19 protein-coding genes are annotated in these 22,552 nt (G+C 70.0%); 14 read left to right on the top strand and 5 right to left on the bottom strand.

All coding sequences use genetic code 11. From position 1 onward, the window contains the following. The first annotated feature begins 329 nt into the window (after window positions 1–329). From AB0A65_RS02440 to raiA, 5 genes are all read left to right on the top strand, one after another. The gene (locus AB0A65_RS02440; protein ID WP_359944970.1) at window positions 330–1,013 is read left to right on the top strand and encodes a ferritin-like fold-containing protein; all 684 of its coding nucleotides are present in this window, start codon (window positions 330–332) and stop codon (window positions 1,011–1,013) included. Window positions 1,014–1,126: 113 nt separating this feature from the next. Continuing rightward, complete coding sequence (locus AB0A65_RS02435; RefSeq protein ID WP_359944967.1) at window positions 1,127–2,392, top strand: hypothetical protein; 1,266 nt, start codon at window positions 1,127–1,129, stop codon at window positions 2,390–2,392. Next, window positions 2,392–3,756: an ABC transporter permease gene (locus tag AB0A65_RS02430; protein WP_359944965.1), complete on the top strand. Its 1,365-nt coding sequence runs from the start codon at window positions 2,392–2,394 to the stop codon at window positions 3,754–3,756. Before AB0A65_RS02435 ends, AB0A65_RS02430 begins: the two co-directional genes overlap by 1 nt. A gap of 17 nt (window positions 3,757–3,773) precedes the next feature. Then, a complete protein-coding gene (locus tag AB0A65_RS02425; RefSeq protein ID WP_359944962.1) occupies window positions 3,774–4,421 on the top strand; it encodes a ComF family protein in 648 nt (215 codons plus the stop codon). Between the two features lie 394 nt (window positions 4,422–4,815). After that, window positions 4,816–5,490, top strand: coding sequence for a ribosome-associated translation inhibitor RaiA (gene raiA, locus AB0A65_RS02420; RefSeq protein ID WP_359944960.1), 675 nt, complete (start codon window positions 4,816–4,818; stop codon window positions 5,488–5,490). Window positions 5,491–5,545: 55 nt separating this feature from the next. Here the strand turns inward: raiA and AB0A65_RS02415 are convergent, their stop codons facing one another. From AB0A65_RS02415 to AB0A65_RS02400, 4 genes are all read right to left on the bottom strand, one after another. After that, entirely contained in the window at window positions 5,546–6,697 is a 1,152-nt protein-coding gene (locus AB0A65_RS02415; protein ID WP_359944957.1) for an Ig-like domain-containing protein, read from the bottom strand. A 75-nt stretch (window positions 6,698–6,772) separates the two neighbouring features. Further along, entirely contained in the window at window positions 6,773–7,741 is a 969-nt protein-coding gene (locus AB0A65_RS02410) for a GNAT family N-acetyltransferase (RefSeq protein ID WP_359944954.1), read from the bottom strand. A 73-nt stretch (window positions 7,742–7,814) separates the two neighbouring features. Next, complete coding sequence (locus tag AB0A65_RS02405; protein WP_359944951.1) at window positions 7,815–8,936, bottom strand: GNAT family N-acetyltransferase; 1,122 nt, start codon at window positions 8,934–8,936, stop codon at window positions 7,815–7,817. A gap of 62 nt (window positions 8,937–8,998) precedes the next feature. Beyond that, window positions 8,999–9,151, bottom strand: a complete 153-nt coding sequence (locus tag AB0A65_RS02400) for an Arc family DNA-binding protein (RefSeq protein ID WP_359944948.1) — start codon at window positions 9,149–9,151, stop codon at window positions 8,999–9,001. Between the two features lie 28 nt (window positions 9,152–9,179). On the opposite strand from AB0A65_RS02400, the gene AB0A65_RS02395 reads away from it, so the two are divergent. The 3 genes from AB0A65_RS02395 to AB0A65_RS02385 are packed head-to-tail and all read left to right on the top strand — an operon-like array spanning window position 9,180 to window position 13,931. Continuing rightward, window positions 9,180–10,508 carry a transposase gene (locus AB0A65_RS02395; protein WP_359944945.1) on the top strand — a complete coding sequence of 443 codons (1,329 nt, stop codon included), beginning with the start codon at window positions 9,180–9,182 and terminating at the stop codon, window positions 10,506–10,508. A 56-nt stretch (window positions 10,509–10,564) separates the two neighbouring features. Then, window positions 10,565–13,471: a preprotein translocase subunit SecA gene (gene secA, locus AB0A65_RS02390; RefSeq protein ID WP_359944942.1), complete on the top strand. Its 2,907-nt coding sequence runs from the start codon at window positions 10,565–10,567 to the stop codon at window positions 13,469–13,471. A gap of 4 nt (window positions 13,472–13,475) precedes the next feature. Next, window positions 13,476–13,931, top strand: a complete 456-nt coding sequence (locus AB0A65_RS02385) for a hypothetical protein (RefSeq protein WP_359944939.1) — start codon at window positions 13,476–13,478, stop codon at window positions 13,929–13,931. On the opposite strand, the gene AB0A65_RS02380 is transcribed toward AB0A65_RS02385, so the two are convergent. Then, entirely contained in the window at window positions 13,904–14,824 is a 921-nt protein-coding gene (locus AB0A65_RS02380) for a hypothetical protein (protein ID WP_359944936.1), read from the bottom strand. The genes AB0A65_RS02385 and AB0A65_RS02380 overlap by 28 nt on opposite strands. A gap of 203 nt (window positions 14,825–15,027) precedes the next feature. Between AB0A65_RS02380 and pruA the strand changes: the two genes are divergently transcribed. The 6 genes from pruA to AB0A65_RS02350 all read left to right on the top strand — a co-directional run bounded on the left by pruA (window position 15,028) and on the right by AB0A65_RS02350 (window position 22,523). After that, window positions 15,028–16,653: an L-glutamate gamma-semialdehyde dehydrogenase gene (pruA, locus tag AB0A65_RS02375; protein ID WP_359944933.1), complete on the top strand. Its 1,626-nt coding sequence runs from the start codon at window positions 15,028–15,030 to the stop codon at window positions 16,651–16,653. Window positions 16,654–16,709: 56 nt separating this feature from the next. Next, window positions 16,710–17,003 carry a DUF397 domain-containing protein gene (locus AB0A65_RS02370; RefSeq protein ID WP_359944930.1) on the top strand — a complete coding sequence of 98 codons (294 nt, stop codon included), beginning with the start codon at window positions 16,710–16,712 and terminating at the stop codon, window positions 17,001–17,003. A gap of 307 nt (window positions 17,004–17,310) precedes the next feature. After that, on the top strand, window positions 17,311–18,855 hold the full coding sequence (locus AB0A65_RS02365) for a S8/S53 family peptidase (protein ID WP_359944927.1): 1,545 nt from the start codon (window positions 17,311–17,313) through the stop codon (window positions 18,853–18,855). A 9-nt stretch (window positions 18,856–18,864) separates the two neighbouring features. Next, window positions 18,865–19,479: a sigma-70 family RNA polymerase sigma factor gene (locus AB0A65_RS02360; protein WP_359944924.1), complete on the top strand. Its 615-nt coding sequence runs from the start codon at window positions 18,865–18,867 to the stop codon at window positions 19,477–19,479. Next, the gene (locus AB0A65_RS02355) at window positions 19,469–19,999 is read left to right on the top strand and encodes a carboxypeptidase regulatory-like domain-containing protein (RefSeq protein WP_359944922.1); all 531 of its coding nucleotides are present in this window, start codon (window positions 19,469–19,471) and stop codon (window positions 19,997–19,999) included. The genes AB0A65_RS02360 and AB0A65_RS02355 overlap by 11 nt, the downstream gene beginning before the upstream one ends. A gap of 187 nt (window positions 20,000–20,186) precedes the next feature. Further along, the gene (locus tag AB0A65_RS02350) at window positions 20,187–22,523 is read left to right on the top strand and encodes a CHAT domain-containing tetratricopeptide repeat protein (protein ID WP_359944919.1); all 2,337 of its coding nucleotides are present in this window, start codon (window positions 20,187–20,189) and stop codon (window positions 22,521–22,523) included. The last annotated feature ends 29 nt before the right edge of the window (window positions 22,524–22,552 follow it).

Here is a 22,552-nt window from a genome sequence, read left to right as displayed (position 1 = left end):
GAACTCGGCGCCACATCATGTCGTTTTACACAGCGGCGACGACCGCCGGATTCGGTGAGTCGCCGCTTCGCAGGAGCGGCCCGGTGAAGAAACCGGTACCGCTTGAGGACCGCCTGGTACAGGGATGCCCCGTCGGGGCCGCGGTCCCTTCCGTCCATCGTACGCTCTCCCGGCACCATCGTCTCGGTGCGCCGTTCCCGGGCGAGGCGCGCCTTCGCTCCCCGGCGCCCGATCCGGCCCTTCTGGCCTGCGAAGACGCACCGGACGGTCCGATCGGCGACACCCCCGTGAAGGCGAAGGCCGCAACGGCCCAGTGGTAACCTGCCCCGGTGTCCGAGACTTCAGATCCCGCCCCGACCGCCGCCCCGGCGACCGAGCCCCCCGGCCGCGAGGCCGTCGTCGAACTCCTTGGGCTGCTTGCCCTCGGCGAGCTGCTCGCGTTCGAGCGCATGGTCTTCGACGCCCGCCTCGCCCCCGACCTCGGCCGGCGCGCGGCCCTCTCGGAGGCGGCCGTCGGTGAGATTCGCAACTACCGGCTCATCGCCGACCGCCTGCACGCCCTCGGGGCGGACCCCGCCGAGGCCATGGCCCCGTTCCGCGAGGCGTTCCGCTCCTTCGACGCGTCCACCTCGCCCCGCGACTGGCTCGAAGCCCTGGTGAAGGTCTACCTCGGCGACGCCGTCGCCGACGACTTCTTCCGCGCCGTCTCGTCGAGCCTGGAGGACGCCGACCGCACCGTCATCGAGACCGTCCTCGCCGAGTCCGGCGCCGCCGACCTCGCCGCCGCCGAGATCCGCGCCGCCGTCGAAGCGGACGAGTCGGTCACCGGCCGCCTGTCCCTGTGGGCCCGGCGCCTCGTCGGCGAGGGCATCAACCGCGCCCAGGGCGTGGCCGCCGCCAACGAGCGCCTCACCGGGATCATCGTCGGCGACGGCGGCACCCTCGACGCGCTCCTGCGCCGCCTCACCCGCGCCCACCAGGACCGCATGAAGTCCGTGGGCCTCAACAACTGAGGCCGCGTCACCGTTTCGGCACGCCACTGAGGGTGCCGTTACCGAATCGAGACGGAACGGCCGCAACCCCGGCCTCCTCTGCACGCGTCTTCGGGGCGGAGGAGGACTTCAACATGCGGCTCACGAAAAGCCATGTCGTCAGCGGGGTGCTCGCCGTCGCGCTGCTCGGCGCGACGGCCACCGCCTGGTACTTCGCTGCGCAGGCGCGGACCCCGGCCCAGAGGGCCGAGGAGACGGCCGAACCCGACGACAGCGTCATCACCGTCAAGGTCGACCAGGAGCAGCTGATCGACACCCTCGAATTCGAGGCGGTCCTGGACCGGACCGGGGACTTCGAGGTCCCGGCGCCCACCGCCCCCGAGGGGATCGAGACCGCGCTGGCCTCGAAGCTCCCCGTGGAGGTCGGCGACGAGGTCAAGGCCGGGACCGTGCTCCTGGAGGTGTCCGGCCGCCCCATGATCGCCCTCGAAGGCGACGTGCCCGCCTACCGCGATCTCCAGGAGGGCGACACCGGCCCCGACGTGGAGCAGCTGCAGCTGGCGCTCCAGCAGATCTACGGCACCCCCAAGACCGGGACGTTCGACTCGCGCACCGCCTCGGACCTGAAGAAGCTCTACGACCACGCGGGCTACGACCACGCGACCGTGTCCGAAGAGGTCCAGACCGAGACCGACGATTCCGAGACCGACACCGGCGACGAGGCCCCCGAAGGCGGGGACGAGAACACCGGCGGCGCCCAGACGACCACTGTGGACCGCGTGGCGCTGCCCGCGTCCGAGGTCGTGTTCCTGCCCGACGTGCCCATGCAGGTCTCCAAGGTCAACGCCAAGCAGTCCGCGCCCGTGGAGGGCACCGTCCTGGTGCTCGCCTCCGGCGACTGGAAGCTGGAGGCCGAACTCGATGAGGAGGTCGGCTCCGAGCTGTCCAAGCTCGGCGACGGCGCCGAGCTCGAATACGGCAGCGGGCCCCTGGAGGGCCAGGAGGTCGGCGGCTTCGAGCTGGAGACCCGCGAGGTCGAGGGCGAGGAGTCGTTCGAGGGCGAGACCGAGACGGTCGAGAAGACCTTCGCGGTCTTCGAGTTCGACGCCGAGGCCGTCGAGGGCATCGAGGACCTCGCCCCCGGCGAGGAGCAGGAGGTCACGCTCATCCGCGCCCGCTCCGCCGAGGACGCGCTCATCGTGCCGCTCTCGGCGCTGTGGACCGACTCCGAGGACCGGACCATGATCACCGTGCTCGAAGCCGACGGCACCACCGAGCGGCACGTCGAAGTGGACGTGTCCCTGCGCCACGAGGGCCGCGGCGTGGTCGTCCCCGTCGAGGGCGAGCTCGCCGCCGGAGACGAGGTCGTGATCGCCTGGCGCGACCGGGGCAACGGCTGATGGCCCGCCGCCGGCGCGAACCCGAGACCGACACCGAGCTCCTGGAGTACGTCGTCCCTGACGGTGGCGGGGACGGCGACGCCGAGCCAGAACCCAAGGGGCGCAAGGCCCGCCGCGCCGCGAAGCAGGCCGCCAAGGCCGAGAAGCGCGCCGCGAAGGACGAGATCCCCAAGGCCCCCGGCCGCTTCGGCGTCCGCTCGATGGGCATCGCGTACGAGGCGATCCAGTCGCTGCGCGGACGCTCCATGCGGACCTGGATGACCGCGATCGGCATCGCCCTGGGCATCGCCGCCACCGTGGCCACCGTCGGCCTCTCGTCAACCTCGGCCGCCGCCATCGCCGAGCGCTTCGACGCGACCGAGGCCACCCAGGTCACCGTGTCGTTCTCCGACAACATGAGGGACGCCGGGTACGCCCCGACCCTCGAAGCGTCCCAGCGGGTCCGCGAGATCAACGGCGTCGCCGACGCCGGGATCGTCTGCGGCTCCAACGACGACCTCGCCGCCTCCCGCACCGAGGCCGGCGACTACGTGCGAGAGGTCCCCGTGTTCGGCATGGAGCCGGGCGCGATGGACGCGTACGGGTTCGAGTTCACCAAGGGCGCGGCCTTCGACGAGGGCCACGTCGCCCGCGGCGACCAGGTCGCCGTCATCGACGAGTCCGCCGCCCGCGACCTCGGCTACACGTCCCTCGCGGGCGGGCCGATGATCTACGTCGACGGCCGCGAGTACGCCCTCATCGGCGTCTACCAGGCGCCCGAGGGCGAGGCCAAGCTCACCGGCGCGGTCATCGTGCCCCCGACGCCCTGCCTCGAAGCCGACGCCGAGTTCGCGGCCGCGCAGGTCTTCATCCGCACCGACCTCGGCGCCGCCGACAAGGTCGCCGACACCGCCCCGACCGCCGTGTTCCCCGAGGGCCCCGACAACCTGTCGGTCTCCAAGCCCTCCGACCTCCGCTCCTTCCGCAAGGGCGTGGAGAACGAGATGCAGGCGCTCCTGCTCGGCCTCGCGGCCGTCTCGCTCGTCATCGGCGCCGTCTCGGTCTCCAACACCGCGCTCGTCTCGGTCATGGAGCGCCGCTCGGAGATCGGCCTGCGCCGCGCCGTGGGCGCCGCCCGGCGGGCGGTGGCGATGCAGTTCGTCTGGGAGTCCACGCTCATCGGCCTCATCGGCGGCCTCGTCGGCACGGTCCTGGGCGTGAACGTCACCGCGTTCGTCTCCCTCTACCGCGACTGGCAGATCGTCTTCGACCCCGGACTGTTCGCCGCCGGGCCCGTCATCGGCGCCGTCGTCGGCATCGTCGCCGGGGTCTACCCGGCCTGGCGCGCCAGCCGCATCCCGCCCGCGGTCACCCTGAGGACCTGACGCTCGTTAGACCCCGCGTGAACCTCATCGAGGACGCCCGGGACCTGTTCCTGCCCGCCGCCTGCGCCTCCTGCCGGAGCGCCCGGGCGGCGGGCGGCGGCGTCTGGAGGGGCCTGTGCCCCGACTGCGCCGCCGAACTCCGCGACCTGCGCCCGCGGCTCGCCACCCCGTTGCACGAGGCCCCGCCCACGGTCGCCGCCGGACCCTATTCAGGCGTCCTCGCCGAAGCGCTCAACGAGTACAAGGAGCGGTCCCGCCGCGAACTCGCGTCCGCGCTCGGCGCGCTCCTCGGCCGGGCCCTCGCCGCCGTCGCCGCCGAGGTCCCCGGGGCCGTGCTCGTCCCCGTCCCGCCCACCGCCGCCGCCCTCCGCGCCCGCGGCTTCGACCACGTCCTCGGTATGGCCGCCGGACTCGGCGACCTCCACCGGTGCCTGCGGGCCCGCCCGCGCCCCGACTCCGTCGGCCTCACCCCCGCCCAGCGCGAAGACGCCGCCAGGCGCAGCCTGCGCGCCACCCGCGCCGTGCGGGCGCTGGCCGCCTCCGGGCGCCCCGCGGTCCTCGTCGACGACGTGGTCACCACCGGCGCCACGCTCGGCGCCGCGGCCCGGGTGCTGCGGGACGCGGGCGTCGCGGTCTCCGCGGCGGTCGTCGCCGCCGCGGCCTGAAGTGAACTCCCGGGGTTTAAGGGACGCGAGTCCGGCAACCCTGTCCCTGTCGTGAAGCCGACATCCCGATCGGAGGGTTCGACCGTGAATGCGAAGAGTTATCTCGGTTCCGCCGGAATCCGTGCGCGCACCCCCGCACCATTGGAGAATTCCGGTAGCCGAAGGGTCGACTTTCGGTGACCGAGGGGTTAGTCTCGAAATCTCAGATCGGTAACGAGACGGCAGAGGCCAGTTGGCCCAAAGGTGAACGCCCCCTTGTGTAGAGGTGTTCTCATACGTCCTGACCGTGAAGGGAGGACACGCCATCCGCCGTACCGGAACTTCGGCTCCGGACCCAGCACGCACAACTACGTCAGCGCCGCCGCAGCGGGCGGCGCACCTGGGAGGTTCAGAGGTGGACATCGTCGTCAAGGGCCGGAACGTAGAGGTCCCCGACCACTACCGCGAGCTCGTCGAAGAGAAGATCGAAGGCAAGATCGCCAAGTACCTCGCCCGTTACGACGGGGAGGCGATCAAGATCGACGTCGAGCTCTATCACGAGCCCAATCCCCGCCAGGCCGACCACGCGCAGCGAGTCGAGATCACCTGCCGTCCCAAGGGCGCGGTCATCCGCGCCGAGGCGTGCGCCGGGGACTTCAGGTCCGCGTTCGAGCTCGCGGCGACCAAGCTCGGCCACCAGCTCCGCAAGACCTCCGACCGCAAGCGCGTCTCGCGCAGCGGCGCCAAGGCACCGATCTCAGTGGCCGAGGCGACCGCGAACGGCGGCGGCCGCATCCCCGAGGGCGCGACCCTCGTGGCGGAGCCCGACGCGAAGGAGCGCGCCGCGCGCGCCCGCTTCATCTCCGAGGACGTCGACCACTTCGACGGCCTCGTCGAGGACCACCTGCCGGGCCGGATCGTCCGCGAGAAGATCCACCCGGGCGAGCCGATGACCGTCGACGACGCCCTCCAGAACATGGAGCTCGTCGGCCACGACTTCTACCTGTTCCACGACAAGGAGACCGGCCGCCCGTCCGTGGTCTACCGCCGTAGGGCGTTCGACTACGGCCTGCTCAAGCTCGACCTCTAGGACCGAACGCGGAAGCGGGCCCCGGCGGATGCCGGGGCCCGCTTCCCGTGTCCGATTACAGGGCCGAGCCGGACTTCCAGTCGTCGAAGGACTGGATCCAGAAGCCCCAGCCGTTGTTCCACGGCATCTCGCGCGGGGAGCCGGTGACGTCGACCGGGTCGCCGCGCTGGGCGATCCCGTAGAACCACTCGGCGTTCCCGTCGCTCGCGTTCAGGCAGCCGTGCGAGAGGTTCGCGGAGCCGAGGCTCCCGTTCCAGGGCGCGCCGTGGACGAACTCGCCGGAGGCGTTGATGCGGGTGGCCCACTTGACGGGCGTCGAGTAGTAGCCCTCGTCGCCCTCCTCGCGCCCGGGCGAGACCATGACCTTGTCCGCGAACTTCTCCATGACCAGGTGGACGCCGGTGGCGGTGTAGTACTCCCACTCCTCGCCGTTGCCGCCGCTGATCGGGATCTCCTTCTCCACCTCGCCGTCGAACTTGACGGTCATGGTGTGGGTCTCCAGGTCCGCGTGGGAGGTCTGCGAGCGGCCGATCTCCATGACCGCCTCGAAGTTCTCGTCGCCCCAGGTGTCCCCGCCGAGGAACACGCCGTCGAAGTTCGCCGTGAAGGTGACCTTCTGGTACGGCTGCCAGTACTCCTTGGTCCGGTAGATCGCCTGCGAGTCGCTGATCCAGTTCCACGCCCCCTCGTGGCCCAGCTCCGACTCGACGACGAGGTTCTTCTCGACCTCCGCGCGGTCGGGGGCGTCCTCGGTGAAGAACACGATGATCGGTGCGCCGACGCCGACCGTCTCGCCCTCCACGATCGGGGTCACGTCGGCCACCCCGAAGCCGGTGCCGTCCCGGCGCTGGGTGGTGAAGGTCTGCTCGAACTCGGTGACGGTGCCGTCGGAGCTGACGGCCTTCGCGGCGACGGTGTGCACCGAGCCGGCGTCCATCACGCCGTTCGAGGTCCAGGAGGTCAGGTCCTCGGTGAAGTCGCCTTCGATGGTCTTGGACCGGTCGGAGGTCACGTTGACCTCTTCGAGGATGCCGTCCACCACGGAGATGTTGAACGGCTGGGACGGATCATGGTCGTCGACGGCGTCGAGCGACACGACGGGCACGATCGGGGCCGGCGTGAACGTCCCCTGCTGGGGTTCGGCGCACGCGGTAAGCGAGAGCAGCGACGTCGCCGAGGCAGCGGCGACGAAGGACCGGCGTTTCAAAGGGGGTTCCTCCACAAAGCGAAGCGACGCGATAACTATATCTCCGACGCCCGGCCCCACCCGTTGGGTTGCACGTTAGTCGCTGCTCAACACAGCCCACACCAACGTGTCGCGCCTGCGGCCCGCCAGCGTCGGCAGTCCGCCGCGCTCCACGCCCTCCAAACGGAAGCCCGCGCGGCGCAGCACCGCCTGCGAGGCGGTGTTGTGGAGGTCCGTGCCGGCCCACACGCGGTCGAGCCCGACCTCGCGGAACGCCCAGCGCCGCACCAGGTTCACCGCGCGCGTGGCGTACCCGCGGCCGCGCACGGACGCGCGCAGGTCGTACCCGATCATGCCGGTGCCCACGATCCGCGCCACGTCGTACAGGCCGATCGTCCCCTGGTAGCCCTCGCCGTCGTCGATGACCATGAGCGCGCTGCGCCCGCGCAGCCACTCGACGGCCGCGCGCCACTCGCACACCTCGCGGGCCTCCGCGGCGCTCGGCGGCAGCGGCAGCGCGGCCCCCGCGTACACGTCGGGGCTGGAGCGGTGGCGCAGGTGGGCCTCGAAGTCCCCGGAACCGAGCGGCCGGAGCGTCACGACCCCGTCGGAGAGCGTCCCGCCGGGCAGGTCGGGCAGGACCCGCGGGGACGGGCCGGTGCCGTCGCCGGGGAGCAGGCCGAGGGTGAGCGCGGAGGTCCCGTCCCAGGCCGCGCCGCGGGCGACGCCGCCGTCGGGCCGGAAGCCCGCGCCGAGCGCGGACCGGATCGCGGCGTGGTCGCGCACGGGCGGGCGCGCTTCGAGCCGGTGCGCCCCGGCCTCGAACACGATCGGTGCGAGCGTGCGGAGCATCGCCGAGGCGAGCCTCTTGCCGCGCCGCTCGGGGGCGACCCAGTACCGGACGTTCGCGACGCCGGAGCCTTCGACGGCGAGCGCGCCCCAGACCGCCTCGCCTTCGGGGGACACCGCCACGGCGTCGGGCTCGAACCCGCAGTCCACGGTGGTCCCGGGGTCGGCCAGCCGCAGCACGAACGCCGTCGTCGCGACGGGTCCGAAGAATTTCACGTCCTCAGAAAAGCAGCCCCGGCGCGGTGCGTCAACCGTTTGGGGAGTCTGATCTGCACCGGATGTCCCCGATTCAGCGCGCCAGTTCCTCGGGGAACAGGCTGGCGATCACGGAGTCGCGGCGCCCCAGCGGGCCGCTGCGCATGCGCCGCCGTACGCCCTCCACGGTGAACCCGGCCTTCTGGGCGACGCGCAGCGACGCCTCGTTCTCAGGGTCGGCCCGCCACTCGATCCGCTCCAGTGCGAGCGCGTCGAACCCGAGGCGGCACAGGCGCTTGACGGCGGCGGTCATCCAGCCGCGCCCGCGCGCCCACGGCGCCGTCAGGTACCCGACCTCGGACTCGCCGGGCTCGCGGAGCATGAGCTCCACGGACCCGCAGTACCGGTCGTCCTCGTCGGCGAGGACGTACAGGACGCGGTCGCCGAGGTCCCAGGCGCGGCGCTTGTCCTTGAGGAACTGCTCGGCGTCGGCGCGGCCGTAGTCGCGGGGCATGGGGGTGAACCGCTGCACGTCGGGGTCGGCGCACGCGGCGGCGATGCCGTCGAGGTCCGCTTCGCTGACGGGCCGCAGCCGCAGGCCCGCGGCGCCCGTCTCCAGGTCCGGCTGCGGGGCGGTGAAGAACGCGGCCTGGCGCTTCATGATCCCGTAGTGCGCGGGCGGGTCGTCGGGGGTGCGGAGGTCCCCGGGCAGCATCCCGCCGATCCAGCAGTCGCGGGTGGCGCCGCGCTGGTTGACGCCGCCTCGGGAGACCCCTTCGACGGTGAACCCGGTGCGCAGGGCCGCGAGGCGGGAGGCGTGGTTGCCGACGATCGCGTCCCACGCGATGCGGCGGGCCCCGAGCCGGTCGAACCCGAACGCGACGGCCGCGCGGATGCCGCGCTGGGCGACGCCGCGGCCCCGCGCCCACGGCGCGGTCACGTACGTGATGGTCATCTCGCCGGGGAAGGACTTCGTGAGGGCCATCGACCCGACGAGGACGCCGTCCTCCTCGACGGCCCACCGCGGGTTCTCCCCGCCCCAGTGGCGCCGCTGCACCTCCACGTACCGGTCCCGCGCGGACCCGGTCCAGGGCAGGGGCATGACGAGGAAGCGCTCGATGAGCGGGTCGGCGTAGATCCGGGCCAGATCCGGCAGGTGCCGCTGCTCCCAGGCGACGAGCCGCAGGCCGTCGGCGTCGAGGGTGACGGGTTCCATCCGTCGATTCTCGCAGGAGGCTCGTTTCGGCGGGACTGGGGAACGTGAGTTCTAGGGCGCGACTATCCCTTTGGTGCCCTGTCCCGCTCGTATTCAGACACGGCGCGCTTCAACAGGTGCACCAGCTGAGCATTCATCGATCGGTCTTCTGCCGCGGCAATGTGCTTGACGCGCTGGTGCAGATCATCCGGGATACGAACTGTGAAGGTCGCCATGTAACCATTATGGTGTTAAAATGGTTGCATGGCAAGATTTCGCATGTACCCGACGCCGCGCCAGGAGCATCAGATGCTGCTGCATTGCGCGCAGGCGCGGTATGTGTGGAATCTCGCCGTCGAGCAACGCTCCTACCGGGCCCGGCATAAGGGCTTCACGCCCCGGTACGTTGAGCTTGCAAGGCAGTTGACCGAGGCCCGGGCGGCGAATGAGTGGTTGCGAACGGGCAATGCGGAGGTGCAGCAGCAGGCGCTTCGCGACTTTGACCAGGCCCTCGCCCGCCGGTTCGCTGGAGAATCCGGGGAGCCCACTTGGCGGAAGCGGCACCGGAACGAGGGCTTTCGCGTTGTGGGGACCGACAGGGTTCCTGCTTTTGAGGTCGACGGCACCCCGAAGCTCAATACAAGCGGTAAGCAGGTCATGTCCCGGTCGGTCCGAGTCGAGAAACTCAATCGCCGCTGGGCGCGAGTGAGCGTTCCGGGCTGCGGCCAGGTCCGGATACGCCTCTCCAAGGGTCGGAGCCTGCCGGTGGCGAAGACTTTCCGCGTCACCTTTCGCAACGGTCAGTGGCATGCGGCTTTCGCGATCCTGCCGGATCCGAAACCTGCGCCAGGGAATGCCGCGGTCGTGGGTGTCGATCGGGGCGTGACCATTACCGCCGCCCTATCGGATGGCCGCATCCTCAACTGTCCCCAGCTCACGAGTGCGGAGCGTGCTCGGCACCGCAAACACCAGCGCCGCGCTGCCCGCGCCCCGAAAGGGTCGGACCGGCGTGCCGCCGAGTACGCCAAAGCCGCGAAGATCAAGGTCAAAGAGGCCGCCAGGCGGAAAGACTGGGTCGAAAAGACTTCAACGATGCTCGCAACCGAGTTCGACGTGATCCGGTTCGAAAAGCTCGACATCAAGAACTTGACCGCTTCCGCCAAGGGCACGCTGTCCGAACCCGGTCGCAATGTCGCGGCCAAGTCCGGTCTCAATCGGGCGATCCTGGCCCAAGGCTGGGGCGCGCTGAGGTGCCGAACGGAACAGAAGGCCCCGGGCCGGGTCGAAGACGTCCCAGCCCCCTACACCAGTCAGCGCTGCTCTGCCTGCGGTTGGATCGAGAAGCACTCGCGCAAGAGCCAAGCCGAGTTCTCCTGTGTTTCCTGCGGATTCGCGTGCAACGCCGACCTCAACGCAGCCATCAACATCGCGGCAGGACATGCCGGAGGGGCGACCCCGCGGCAGCGGGTGAGTGCCCGTGAACCTCAGCCGGCAACGGCTGGAATCCCCGGCTTCCAGCAGGGGAGGATGTCAAAGGCTCCGATTGTGTCCCCTCGGCGGCGGGCATCGGGAGCGGTTACCGGCGACGCGTAGTATTGACCGGGAAATCCACCCGATCTGGTCAAGACGTTGCTGGGGGCTGATCTTCCGTGTCGTTGTTCGAGAAGGTACTGCGGGCCGGTGAGGGCCGCGCGCTCAAGCGACTCAACGCGATCGCCGATGCGGTCGACTCCTTGGAAGACGAGTACAAGGCGCTCACCGACGCCGAGCTGCGCGCGCTCACCGACGAGTACAGGGAGCGTCTGAAGGACGGCGAGACCACCGACGACCTCATGCCCGAGGCGTTCGCCACAGTCCGCGAGGCGGCCTGGCGCGTGCGCGGGATGCGCCACTACCACGTGCAGCTCATGGGCGGCGCCGCGCTGCACCAGGGCAACATCTCCGAGATGAAGACCGGCGAGGGCAAGACCCTCGTCTCGACCCTCCCCGTCTACCTCAACGGGCTCACCGGCAAGGGCGTCCACCAGGTCACGGTCAACGACTACCTGGTCCGACGCGACGCCGAGTGGATGGGCGAGATCCACCGCTTCCTGGGCCTGTCCGTCGGCATCGTGCTCCCGGGCGAGGGCTCGGAGAAGCACCGCGAGGCGTACCTCGCCGACGTCACGTACTCCACGAACAACGAGCTGGCCTTCGACTACCTGCGCGACAACATGACCGGCTCCGCCGACAACCTCGTGCAGCGCGGCCACCACTTCGCGCTCGTCGACGAGGTCGACTCGATCCTCGTGGACGAGGCCCGCACGCCGATCATCATCTCGGGCCCCGCCGAGCACTCCAAGCGCTGGTACACCGAGTTCGCGAACATCGTCCGCTCGATGAAGCGCGACGAGCACTACGAGGTGGACGAGGGCAAGCGCACCATCGCGATCTCGGAGTCGGGCGTCGCCCGCGTCGAGGACCGCCTCGGCATCGAGAACCTCTACGACTCGGTGAACACGCCGCTCGTGGGCTACCTGAACAACGCCATCAAGGCGCAGGAGCTGTTCGAGCGCAACCGCGAGTACATCGTCTCCGAGGACGACGAGGTGCTCATCGTGGACGAGTTCACCGGCCGCGTGCTGCCGGGCCGCCGCTTCAACGAGGGCATCCACCAGGCCATCGAGGCCAAGGAGAAGGTGGAGATCAAGCAGGAGAACCAGACGTTCGCCACCACCACCCTCCAGAACTACTTCCGCCTGTACGAGAAGCTCGCGGGCATCACCGGCACCGCGCAGACCGAGGCGTCGGAGTTCAACAACGTCTACGGCATGGGCGTCATCCCGATCCCCACGAACAAGCCGATGATCCGCCGCGACCAGCCCGACGTCATCTACAAGACCGAAGAGGCGAAGTACCAGGCCGTCGTCGACGACATCGCCGAGCGCCACGAGACCGGCCAGCCGGTCCTGGTCGGCACCGTCTCGGTCGACAAGTCCGAGATGCTCGCGCGCCTGCTGAAGAAGCGCGGCATCCCGCACAACGTGCTCAACGCGAAGAACCACGCGAAGGAAGCCGAGTACATCGCGCAGGCGGGCCAGCGCGGCGCCGTCACCGTCGCCACGAACATGGCCGGGCGCGGCACGGACATCATGCTCGGCGGCAACCCCGAGTACCTCGCGGCCTCCGACCTGCGCGCGCGCGGTGTGGACGACGCCGACGAGGAGACGTACTCGTCCGCGTGGGCCGACGCGATCGAGAAGTTCGAGGAGACGGCGAAGGCGGAGGCCGAGGACGTCAAGGACGCGGGCGGCCTGTACGTGCTCGGCACGGAGCGCCACGAGTCCCGCCGCATCGACAACCAGCTGCGCGGCCGCGCGGGCCGCCAGGGCGACCCGGGCGAGTCCCGGTTCTACCTGTCGCTCTCCGACGACCTGATGAAGCGGTTCAACGCGGACGCGGTGCGCGCCATGATGAACCGGATGCGCGTCCCCGACGACGTGCCGATCGTGTCGAAGCTCGTGACCCGCCAGATCGAGTCGGCGCAGTCGCAGATCGAGGGCCACAACGCGGAGATCCGCAAGAACGTCCTCAAGTACGACGAGGTCATGAACAACCAGCGCACGGTCATCTACGACGAGCGGCGCAAGGTGCTCGACGGCGAGGACGTGTCGGAGCAGATCGGGCACTTCATCGACGACGTCCTTGAGGCGTACGTCGCGGGGGCCACGAGCGAGGGCTACGGCGAGGACTGGGACCTCGACGAGCTGTGGTCGGCGTTCAAGCAGCTGTATCCGATCGCCTTGTCGCACAAGGAGGTCGTGAAGCAGGCGGGCGGGATCGACGAGCTCGACGCCGAGTCGCTGCTGAAGGCCGTCAAGGAGGACGCGCACGAGGTCTACGGCGCGCGCGAGGACGAGTTCGGCGAAGAGGTGCTGCGGAAGCTGGAGCGGCGGGTGCTGCTCCAGACGATCGACCGGAAGTGGCGCGAGCACCTGTACGAGGTGGACTACCTCAAGCAGGGCATCAGCCTGCGGGCGTACGCGCAGCGCGACCCGGTCATCGAGTACCAGCGCGAGGCGTTCGACATGTTCCAGACGATGCTCGACGGCATCAAGGAGGACACGGTCCGCTTCCTGATGAACGCCGAGCTGAAGGCCAAGCCCGCCGAGGGCGGGGCCGCGGCCGAGCCGGAGGCGACGATCCGGGGCCTGGAGCCGCTGCGCAAGCCGGAGATGCTGCTCCAGTCGGCGCCGTCGATGGACTCCGCGAGCGGCGTCCAGGAGGAGGCCACGACCGAGGACGGCGCGGTGTTCAAGCGCCCGCCGAAGCCCGTCGCGGGCCAGAAGCGGGACGTGAAGCGCACGCCGGGCGCGGGCCAGAAGGGCGCCGCGAAGGTCGCCCCGAAGTCGGCGCGTTCGGCCGGGCCGCGCAAGGCGGCCACGGCGCCGCCCGCGCAGCAGGCGAACCCGGGGCAGCGGCACGCCGACAAGACCGGTCCGAACGCCCCGTGCCCGTGCGGTTCGGGCAAGAAGTACAAGCGCTGCCACGGCGCGCCCGGCGGCACCGCAGACTAAGGGCATGGCGCGAATCTACGTACCCGCATCCGTCTCGATGCTGCGGGAGCTGGTCGGCACCGGTGAACTCAAGCCGGTGTCGGCCGTCCACACGGTCACCTCGTGGCTGCGGCGCGAGGCGCCGGGGGCCGACGAGGAGGACCTGGAGTACACGGCGTTCGCGGATGCGGCGCTGGCGGCGCTGCCGCTCCTGGCGGGCGGGGTGCCGCGGCGGATCGTGGTCTCGGCGGACGTCCCGGACGACCGGGTCGCGGAGCACGCCGAGGGCACGGGCGCGGACTTCGACGGGGACGTGAAGCTGAAGCGGGTCGCGGCGGTGCACGCGGACGACGCGGACGCGGCCGAGGAGGTCGCGCGGGCGCTCGCCGCGGAGGAGCCGGACCTGGACGCGGTGGAGGCGCACGTCCTGGACTGGTACGCCCCCTCCGAGGTTCAGGACTTCTTGGCGGCCTTGGACTGAGCCTTCGCGGGCTTGGGGAGCAGGAACCCGTAGGCGAAGACCGCGCAGAGCGCTCCGGCGAACATCGCGGTCATCGACCCGTTGTACTGCCACTGGAAGCCCAGGGCCAAGGTTGCGACATCGAATGGATCGATTGCTTCGACGCCGACGCTGAGGAGGACCTCGACGCCGATCTGCGCGATGATTGTGGACACGAGCCAGATCGCGCCAGCGAGTGCCCCGGCGAGCAGGTGCCCGAGGAGCTTGACACCCGCCTTCTTCTGGCGCAGGTACAGGAATGCGCAGATGCCGCAGGCAATCCCCGCGATGAACGGGACGGCCGTGCCGAGTGTCCCGTATTCGTCGAGCGGGTCTGAGAACAGGCTCTTCATCGAGGCGGCTTGCAGGATTCCGCGTGTGTACATGAGCAGCAGGAGCAGCAGGGTAGCGCTCAGTCCGGCCGTGACCATGACTGCGTTCTTCGGAAGCGCGAACAAGCCGCCGACCAGCGCAGAGCCGAGCATGATGAGCCCGATGACGAGCGCGATGTCCGAGTCGGCACTGAAACTGAGATAGCCGGCGACCCCGGTGGCAATGCCGGTTGCGAGCGCGCCGAAGAGTACACGGGCCTGGCGTGGCCCCTTGAACAGCCGAACGGCGATCACACTGGCGACTGCGCCCGCGAACATGGCGACGATAATTGGTGAGAACAGGCTGTTCGCGAGGATCACGACGCCGGTGTCGTCGAGGCCGTCGGCCATTCCGGTGAGGCGGTATAGGGAGTAGAAGACGCCTGCCAGGGAGGCGACGGCGGCGGCGCCGAGGACCCACAGTGCGACCCGGCCCGGCCGGGGACCGGCTGCGGCGGGGGCGGACTCGGCGGTGGCGGCTTGCTGCTCCTGCGTGTTGGTCACGACCCCAGAGTACGGATGCGGCGCCGTGCCGCATGCCGCGGTCGGGCGGGTGTGGCCCGGCGCCCCCGAGCCCTGCTTTTGTTCGCATCGCACCAGTTCACAGGGGCCGGACTGTGCGAGGATGGCGGTAGCGTCACCGGTCTAGTAACCTCGTGTTCAAAGCTCAGTGAACGTTAAAGCCGTCGAATCAACGGGAGTGTGCGATGGACGCCTTGTTTACGGTACCCACACCGGAGAACGAACCGATCAACTCGTACGCGCCCGGGACGCCCGAGCGCGAGAGCCTCCAGAAGAAGCTCGCCGAACTCGCCGCCACCCGCCTCGACCTCGACCACCACATCGGCGGCCAGTGGCGCCGCGGTACCGGCGCCGAGATCGACGTCGTCCAGCCCCACAACCGCCACCACGTCCTCGGCACCACCCGCGAGGCCACCGCCGGCGAGTGGGCCGACGCGGTCGCCGCCGCCAAGGCCGCCCGCCACGACTGGATCCGCACCGACTTCGCCGACCGCGCCGCCGTCTTCCTGCGCGCCGCCGAACTCATCTCCGGCCCCTACCGCGACGTCCTCAACGCCGCCACCATGCTCGGCCAGTCCAAGACCGCCGCGCAGGCCGAGATCGACGCCGCGTGCGAGCTCATCGACTTCCTGCGCTTCAACGTCAGCTTCGCCGAGGGCATCTACCGGCAGCAGCCGATCTCCTCCAAGGGCCTGTGGAACCGCATGGACCACCGCCCCCTCGACGGGTTCGTCCTCGCGATCACCCCGTTCAACTTCACCGCCATCGCCGGGAACCTCCCCACCGCCCCCGCCCTCATGGGCAACACCGTGGTGTGGAAGCCCTCGGTCACCCAGCAGTTCGCCGCGCACTTCGTCATGCAGGTGCTCACCGAGGCCGGACTGCCCCACGGGGTCATCAACATGGTCACCGGCGTCGGCGAGCACTCCGAGACCGCGCTCCTGGACCCCGACCTCGGCGGCATCCACTTTACCGGCTCCACCCGGACCTTCCAGCACCTGTGGTCCACCGTGGGCCAGAACATCGGCGGCTACCGCACCTACCCGCGCCTGGTCGGCGAGACCGGCGGCAAGGACTTCATCATCGCCCACCCCAGCGCCGACCCCCACGCGCTGGCCGTCGCGATGGTCCGCGGCGCCTACGAGTACCAGGGCCAGAAGTGCTCCGCGCTCTCGCGGACCTACGTCCCGGCCTCGCTGTGGAAGAACGGGCTGCGCGACGCCGTCGTCGGCATGACCGAGGACATCGCGTACGGCGACGTCACCGACTTCGCGAACTTCGGCGGCGCCGTCATCGACGCCCGCGCCTACGCCAAGCACACCGCGCTCTTCGAGCGCCTGCAAGGCGACGCGAAGGCCACCGTCGTCACCGGCGGCACCGCCGACGACTCCCAGGGCTTCTTCGTGCAGCCCACGCTCATCGAGTCCGCGGACCCGACCCACGAGCTGTTCACCGAGGAGTACTTCGGGCCGATCAACGCCGTCCACGTCTACGACGACGCCGACTTCGACACCGTCATGGGCCAGGCCGCCGACATCGCCCCGTACGCGCTCACCGGCGCGGTCTTCGCCACCGACCGCGGCGCCATCGCCCGCGCGAGCGAATCCCTCCGCTTCGCGGCCGGCAACTACTACATCAACGACAAGCCCACCGGCGCGGTCGTCGGCCAGCAGCCCTTCGGCGGCGCCCGCGGCTCGGGCACCAACGACAAGGCCGGCTCCTGGCAGAACCTCGTCCGCTGGGTCAGCCCGCGCTCCATCAAGGAGAACTTCGTCCCCCCCACGGAGTACCGCTACCCGCACCAGGGTTAACAGCACGCCGAGGGGCCCGGACCGCACGGTCCGGGCCCCCTTTCTATGCTTGCCCCATGACGAAGCGTGAGCATCCGCTGAAGGGCGAGTTCGACACCGGCGAGGCCCGCTGGGAGCGCACGACCCACGAGGACGGCACCCCGGCCGCACTGGAGATCGGGTACGCCGACAACGGGCTCGTGGCCCTGCGCATGGCCGAGGACCCCGAAGGCGACATCCTGATCTACACCCCGTCCGAGTGGGAGGCGTTCGTCGAGGGCGTCCGCGACGGCGAGTTCGACCTCCCCACGTGGGACGACGAGCCGATCGTCGAGATCATCGAGGACGACGACGAGCCCGCCAAGCCGTAGTACCGACTTCTTTTGAACGCCCCGGAGGCCCGTCCTCCGGGGCGTTCTGCATCCCTCGAAAGTGCCAACTTCAGAAACCGCGTTCCAGTGTGTATCCCACCGGTCTCAGGAACCTCTTCCCTGGTGAAAGCCGCGATAACCGTCCAGCCCGTGGCGTTCGCGGCATTCCGGGCTTGAGTGCCGTTCGACCTATCGGACCGGCCGTGGACCCCACGTCCGGCAGAAGGTGAGGAGAATCGATCTCGAAGAGATCCCCCTCCTCGCCCGACAACCGCATAGACCCCGAAGACGACCTAGAGGAGCTCCCATGCGATTGGTGTTCGCCGAGAACGAACCCCATCTGAAGCCCAACCCGCGCCGCGACCACATGTCCGGCGTCCCCGAACTCGCCTACTCCACTCTGGACCGGCACGGCGGCCGCGTCCTCCTGCCCGGCCAGGTCGTCCGGACCGCGGGCAGCTCGGCCCCGGTCGGGACCATCTACCGCTACGACCGCCTGCTCGTCGACGAGTCGGTCCTCAACGACGACGCGGCGCGCCGCAAGCTGGAGGGGGCCATCACCTCGACGGGTCTGTCCCTGAAGAGCCAGGCCGCCAACCCGGTCGTCGCAGGCGGCGGCCCGTTCCGAGTCCCGGTGGTGAGCACTCACGGCGACCAGGCCGCGGTCGACGCCTGGTCGCTGCTCCAGCGGCTGAAGACCGACACGAGCGACGCGAGCCTCCCGAAGGAGCTGCTGGCGAAGGTCCGCCTGGAGCACCTGATGATCTGCTCCAAGGGCACCATCGGCGTGGGCAGCGGTGAACCGCCCCTGCCCGGGCCGCGCAAGCACTCCATCGGTCGAATCCCCGTGGACATGGTCGCGCCGATGCCCGAGCGCAAGAAGCTCGACCGCCGCCTGCGGGTCGCGGTCCTCGACACCGGTGTCCCGTCCGGCCACCCGGCCTTCGACATCTCCGACCGCAGTGAAGGCAAGGACACGTTCGTCGTCGTCGACCACGCCTTCCAGACCAAGCTCGGGCAGCACAACGACTCGCCCGCACCTCCGCTCGACGACCCCTGGGACGGCCCGGTCCACGAGCCGACCCTCCTCGGCGAGGTGGCCAGCCACTTCGGCCACGGCACCTTCATCACCGGGCTGCTGCGCCAGATGTCCCCGGACGTCCAGGTGTACTCGCTGCGGGTGGTCCACAACGACGGCCTCACCTACGAGCACGAGATCATCGGCGCGCTCCACCATGTGGCGGACCAGATCGAGGCCGCCCGCGGCGGCGACGCCGAGGCGTTCGGCGTCGACGTGGTCGTCCTCGCATCCGGTTACGTGGACGAGGCCGCCGACGACATCCCGGGGGGCGGCTGGATGGGCGAAGCCGTGAAGCGGCTGACCAAGCTCGGCATCCCGGTGGTGGCCGCCGCCGGGAACCAGTCCTCCGACCGGCCGTTCTACCCCGCGGCGTTCGCCGCGCACGACCAGCCGGAGAACGCCGCGCCGATCATGAGCGTCGGGGCCCTGAACCCCAACCTGGAGATCGCGATGTTCTCGAACGAGGGCCCGTGGGTCTCGTGCTACGCCACCGGGGCCGGGTTGGTGAGCACGTACCCGTGCGAGGCGGCCGGTTCGCTCGAACCCGAGCGCCGCGCCAAGTCCACGATGCGCAACCGCTTCCGCGAGAGCTACGACTTCGACGACTTCTCGTCGGGGTACGCGGTCTGGAGCGGCACCTCGTTCGCGGCCCCGGTCGCGGCGGCGTACCTCCTGAACGCCATCGCCGAATCCGGTGTCGAGGAGATCCAGGACCCGGTCAAGGCCGCGGAGCGCGCTCACGCGGCCCTCGCCCGGCTGAAGAGTCGCTAGCCTGAAGACATGAACACGATTCCGGCTCAATCGGTGGCGGCGGTCGACTACGACCGGTACGCGCGGCTCTACGTCGCCGCGCGTGCCGGGGACCGCGTTGCGCAGCGGACCCTGATCGAGGAGCTCACCGAGCCGCTCTGGCGAGTGGCGCGGCGGGCCGGCCTCGACCGGGAGAGCGCCGCCGACGTGGTGCAGACCGCATGGCTTCGCCTGTGGCGCACCAAGGACGGGCTGGACAAGCCTCGCGCGCTGACCAAGTGGCTGCGCACCACGGTCAGCCGCGAGGCGTGGAACGTCGCCGGGCACGCGAGGCGCGAGGTCGCCTCCGACCCGCTCGACATCAAGGAGCCGATCGTGGACGGCATCGAGGACGAGTTCGTCCGCGATGACGAGCGGGAGGCGGTACGCCGTGCCTTCCTTGCACAGGACGACAAGTGCCGGGCGCTGCTCGCCTACGTGGCGGCGTTCTCCCGGCCCGACTATGACGTCATCTCCGAGGAACTCGGGATGAAAAGGGGGAGCATCGGGCCCACTCGGGGCCGGTGCTTGGACAAGATGAGGAAGACCCTGCTGGACGACCCGTCCTGGGGCGCAGGTGAGGAGCGGTATGCAGATGGAACCTGACAAGCGGGACCAGGGCGAGTTCGAACCGTTGGACTCCTGCGACGAGCGGATTCTCGCCGTCATCAACGAGCTCCACCATCGGGACGACCCGATGCCGACCGATCTCAACGAGCGGGTCGAATTCGTACTCGAACTCGAAGCGGCGCTCGACGCCAGAGTCGCGTCGGTATACCGGCCCAAGGAACTGACGCTCGTCCGAGGGGATGCGGAACTCGCAGTGAACCAGGGTGATCCCGCATCGATCACCTTCGACTGCGAGACCGTCACCGTCATGGTCACGCCCCGGCCTTCCGCAGTGCAGGAGATCCGACTCGACGGCTGGATCGGCCCCGAGGGCACTTATGTCGTCGAACTCAGGAGTCCGCAGGGAACGCGGCGCGCGAAGACCGACGAGACCGGCCGATTCGTGCTCGAAGGGCTCCCGGGCGATGAGATGTTCCAATTGGTCATCCGACCGGACGAGGCCCTTCAGCGGGAAGGGCTTCCAGCGGTGGTCGTGACCCCGGCGGTTCGTCTGTAACATATGAAGAATGCTTCAAAGCGCTTGGCGACTGTTCTCACAAGGCCAGCGTCTGAACCGCCGCGGCCGGACCATCGAAGCCGCCGAGGCGCTTGAAGAGGCGCTTTCACTGCTGGACTGGGATCCGCAGCGGATTCCGGATTCCGGCACCGCTCGGGCCCGTCTCATCGGGAAAGTCCTGACGCAGTTGGCGATCAGCTATACCGCTCTTGGCGATGCCAGCCGTGGCCAGCGGATGCTCGACTACGCCGACCTCTGCGTGTTCCCTGACGACCTCGGCCTGCTCCTGCACCAGCGCGCGTTCATTCTGTGGCAGCGCGGTCGGCTCAACGACGCGCTTCACTGGTTCGCGGAGGCCGAGCCCCATCTGGCCGCGAACGGCCCCGACTACATGTACGCCGCACTGTTCCACAACCGGGCCGCGGTCTGGCGCGACCTGGGCGAGCTGCACAAGGCGATGGAGAGCATCCAGCGGGCCCTGACCGTGTACGAGCGAGTCGACATCCCGCTCAATCGGGCGAAGGCGATTCTCGCTGAAGCCTTGGTGTGGCTCGATCTCGGCGACGTCACCAAGGCGCTCCTGACCTTCGACGAAGTACGGGAGCAGTTCCGCCGGTACGCGCCCGACCTCGAATCGTTCATCGACGCCTCATATGCGGAAGCCCTGTTCTCGGTCGGCATGTACCGACAAGCGGCCGACCGCTGGGCGGAGGCGACCGCGGCGCTGCGCCTTGCCGGGAACCGCAGGACCGCCGCGATCTACGAGTTCTGGCGCGCGGTCGCGGCATTCGAGGTCAACCGGTTCGGACTCGCCGAGCAATGGGCCCGCCAGGCGATGGACTCCCTGTACGAGCAGGGCAACGAACCGATGGCCTTCCTCGCGCGCCTGCTGATCCTCCAGGGCCGCTTCGAGTCCGGAGAGACGGGCCCGGAGTTCGCCGAGAAGGTCGCCCGGCTCTGCGATGCGCTGGAGCAGCGGGGATGGACCCTGCGGCTCGAACAGGCCAAGATCCTCGCCGCCCGCGCCAAGATCAAGGCCAAGACGTTCGAAGGCGTCGAGGAGCTGCTCAACGGCGGGTCCGGCGGGCCCGGCCACGATGCGCTCGCCGAGGACCTCGCGCGGTACCTCGCGAAGGCCGAACTCGCGATCGCGCGAGGGCAGGACCCGATGCCGGAGCTGCGTGCCGGGCTGGATCTCCTGGACGACTACCGGACCACCTTCGGCTCCGTCGAGTTCCAGGCGGGGGTCTCCGCGCTCGGCGTCCAGTTGTCCCAAACGGGGCTGGGCTACACCACGAACCACGGCACCCCCTCCGACATGCTCCGCTGGGCCGAGCGCAGTCGGGCGCAGGTGTTGCGCGTGCCGCCCGTGAAGTCGTCGGGCACACCGGCCGCCCGAGAGGCGCTCGGTCGCCTTCGCCAAGCCCGCCAAGAAGTCTGGGACCTCCAGGTCGAAGGCAAAGATGCTACCGAGTCGCTCGCGCGCGTCGGGGAACTCGAAGCGCAGATCCGCGACTACGACCGCGCCAAGCCGGGCCCCGGCGAGCAGGCGGAGCGGATCGCGCCCGAGGCGATCCATGAACTGGCGCAGTCGCGTGAGACGGTGGTGGTCAGCCTGTTCGAAGCAGGCGGCAATGCCCGCGCCGTCCTCGTGGGCGGCAACGGCATCCGGCACGTCGAGGTGATGCCGCTCGACGAAGCCGCGGAACTCGGCAGCCGACTGGGGGCCGACCTCGACGCCCTGCGGCGGACCTTCCACCACCCGGAGCGCCTGCGGCAGAGCGTCGTGGGGTCCATGCGGCGCAACGCCTCCGCGATGTCAGCGGGGCTCCTCGACCCGATCGCGGACTACGTGGGCGACCGCCAGGTAGTCCTCGTCCCGCACAGCAAGCTCGCGTGGGTCCCCTGGCCCATGCTGCCGCTGCTGCGCGGGCGGCCGCTCACCGTGTCGCCCTCGGCCGAAGCCTGGTGGCGCGCAGTGCAGAAGCCCGCCGCGACCGGGCCGGCGCTGGCCGCGGCCGGGCCCGGGCTCGGGCGGGCCGGGGAGGAGATCGAGGCGATCGCGAAGCTCTACCGCGACCCGGTCCTCATCCACGCCGACGAGTCCGACCCGGAGGCCGTGCTCAAGGCCCTCGACGGCGCGTCCGTCGCCCACCTGGCCGCGCACGGGCACCACGAACCGGACAACGTCCTGTTCTCCCGCTTGGACTTCGGGCTCGGGCCGCTGAACGCGTACGAGCTGCTGGGCCTCGACCAGCCGCCGCAGCACGTGGTCCTGTCCGCGTGCGACCTCGGCCGGTCCACCGTCGAGGTCGGGAACGAGACGCTCGGGTTCACCGCGGCGCTCCTGCACGCGGGGACTTCCACCGTCGTCTCCAGCCTCGCGAAGGTGCCCGACGCGATGGCCGCGGAGATGATGGTCGACTACCACCGCCGCTGCGCCGCAGGTGCGAGCCCCGCCGAAGCGCTTGCGGCCGTGGGGGAGCAGCGTCCGTGGCACCCATTTGTCGCGTTCGGGGCGTAGGCTGCCCGGATACCCCCCGGAAAGGCTTC

Source organism: Glycomyces sp. NPDC047010 (genome assembly GCF_040644205.1).
In the GTDB taxonomy this organism is placed as follows: Bacteria; Actinomycetota; Actinomycetes; order Mycobacteriales; family Micromonosporaceae; genus Glycomyces.
This window is presented reverse-complemented; position numbering and strand designations above follow the sequence as displayed.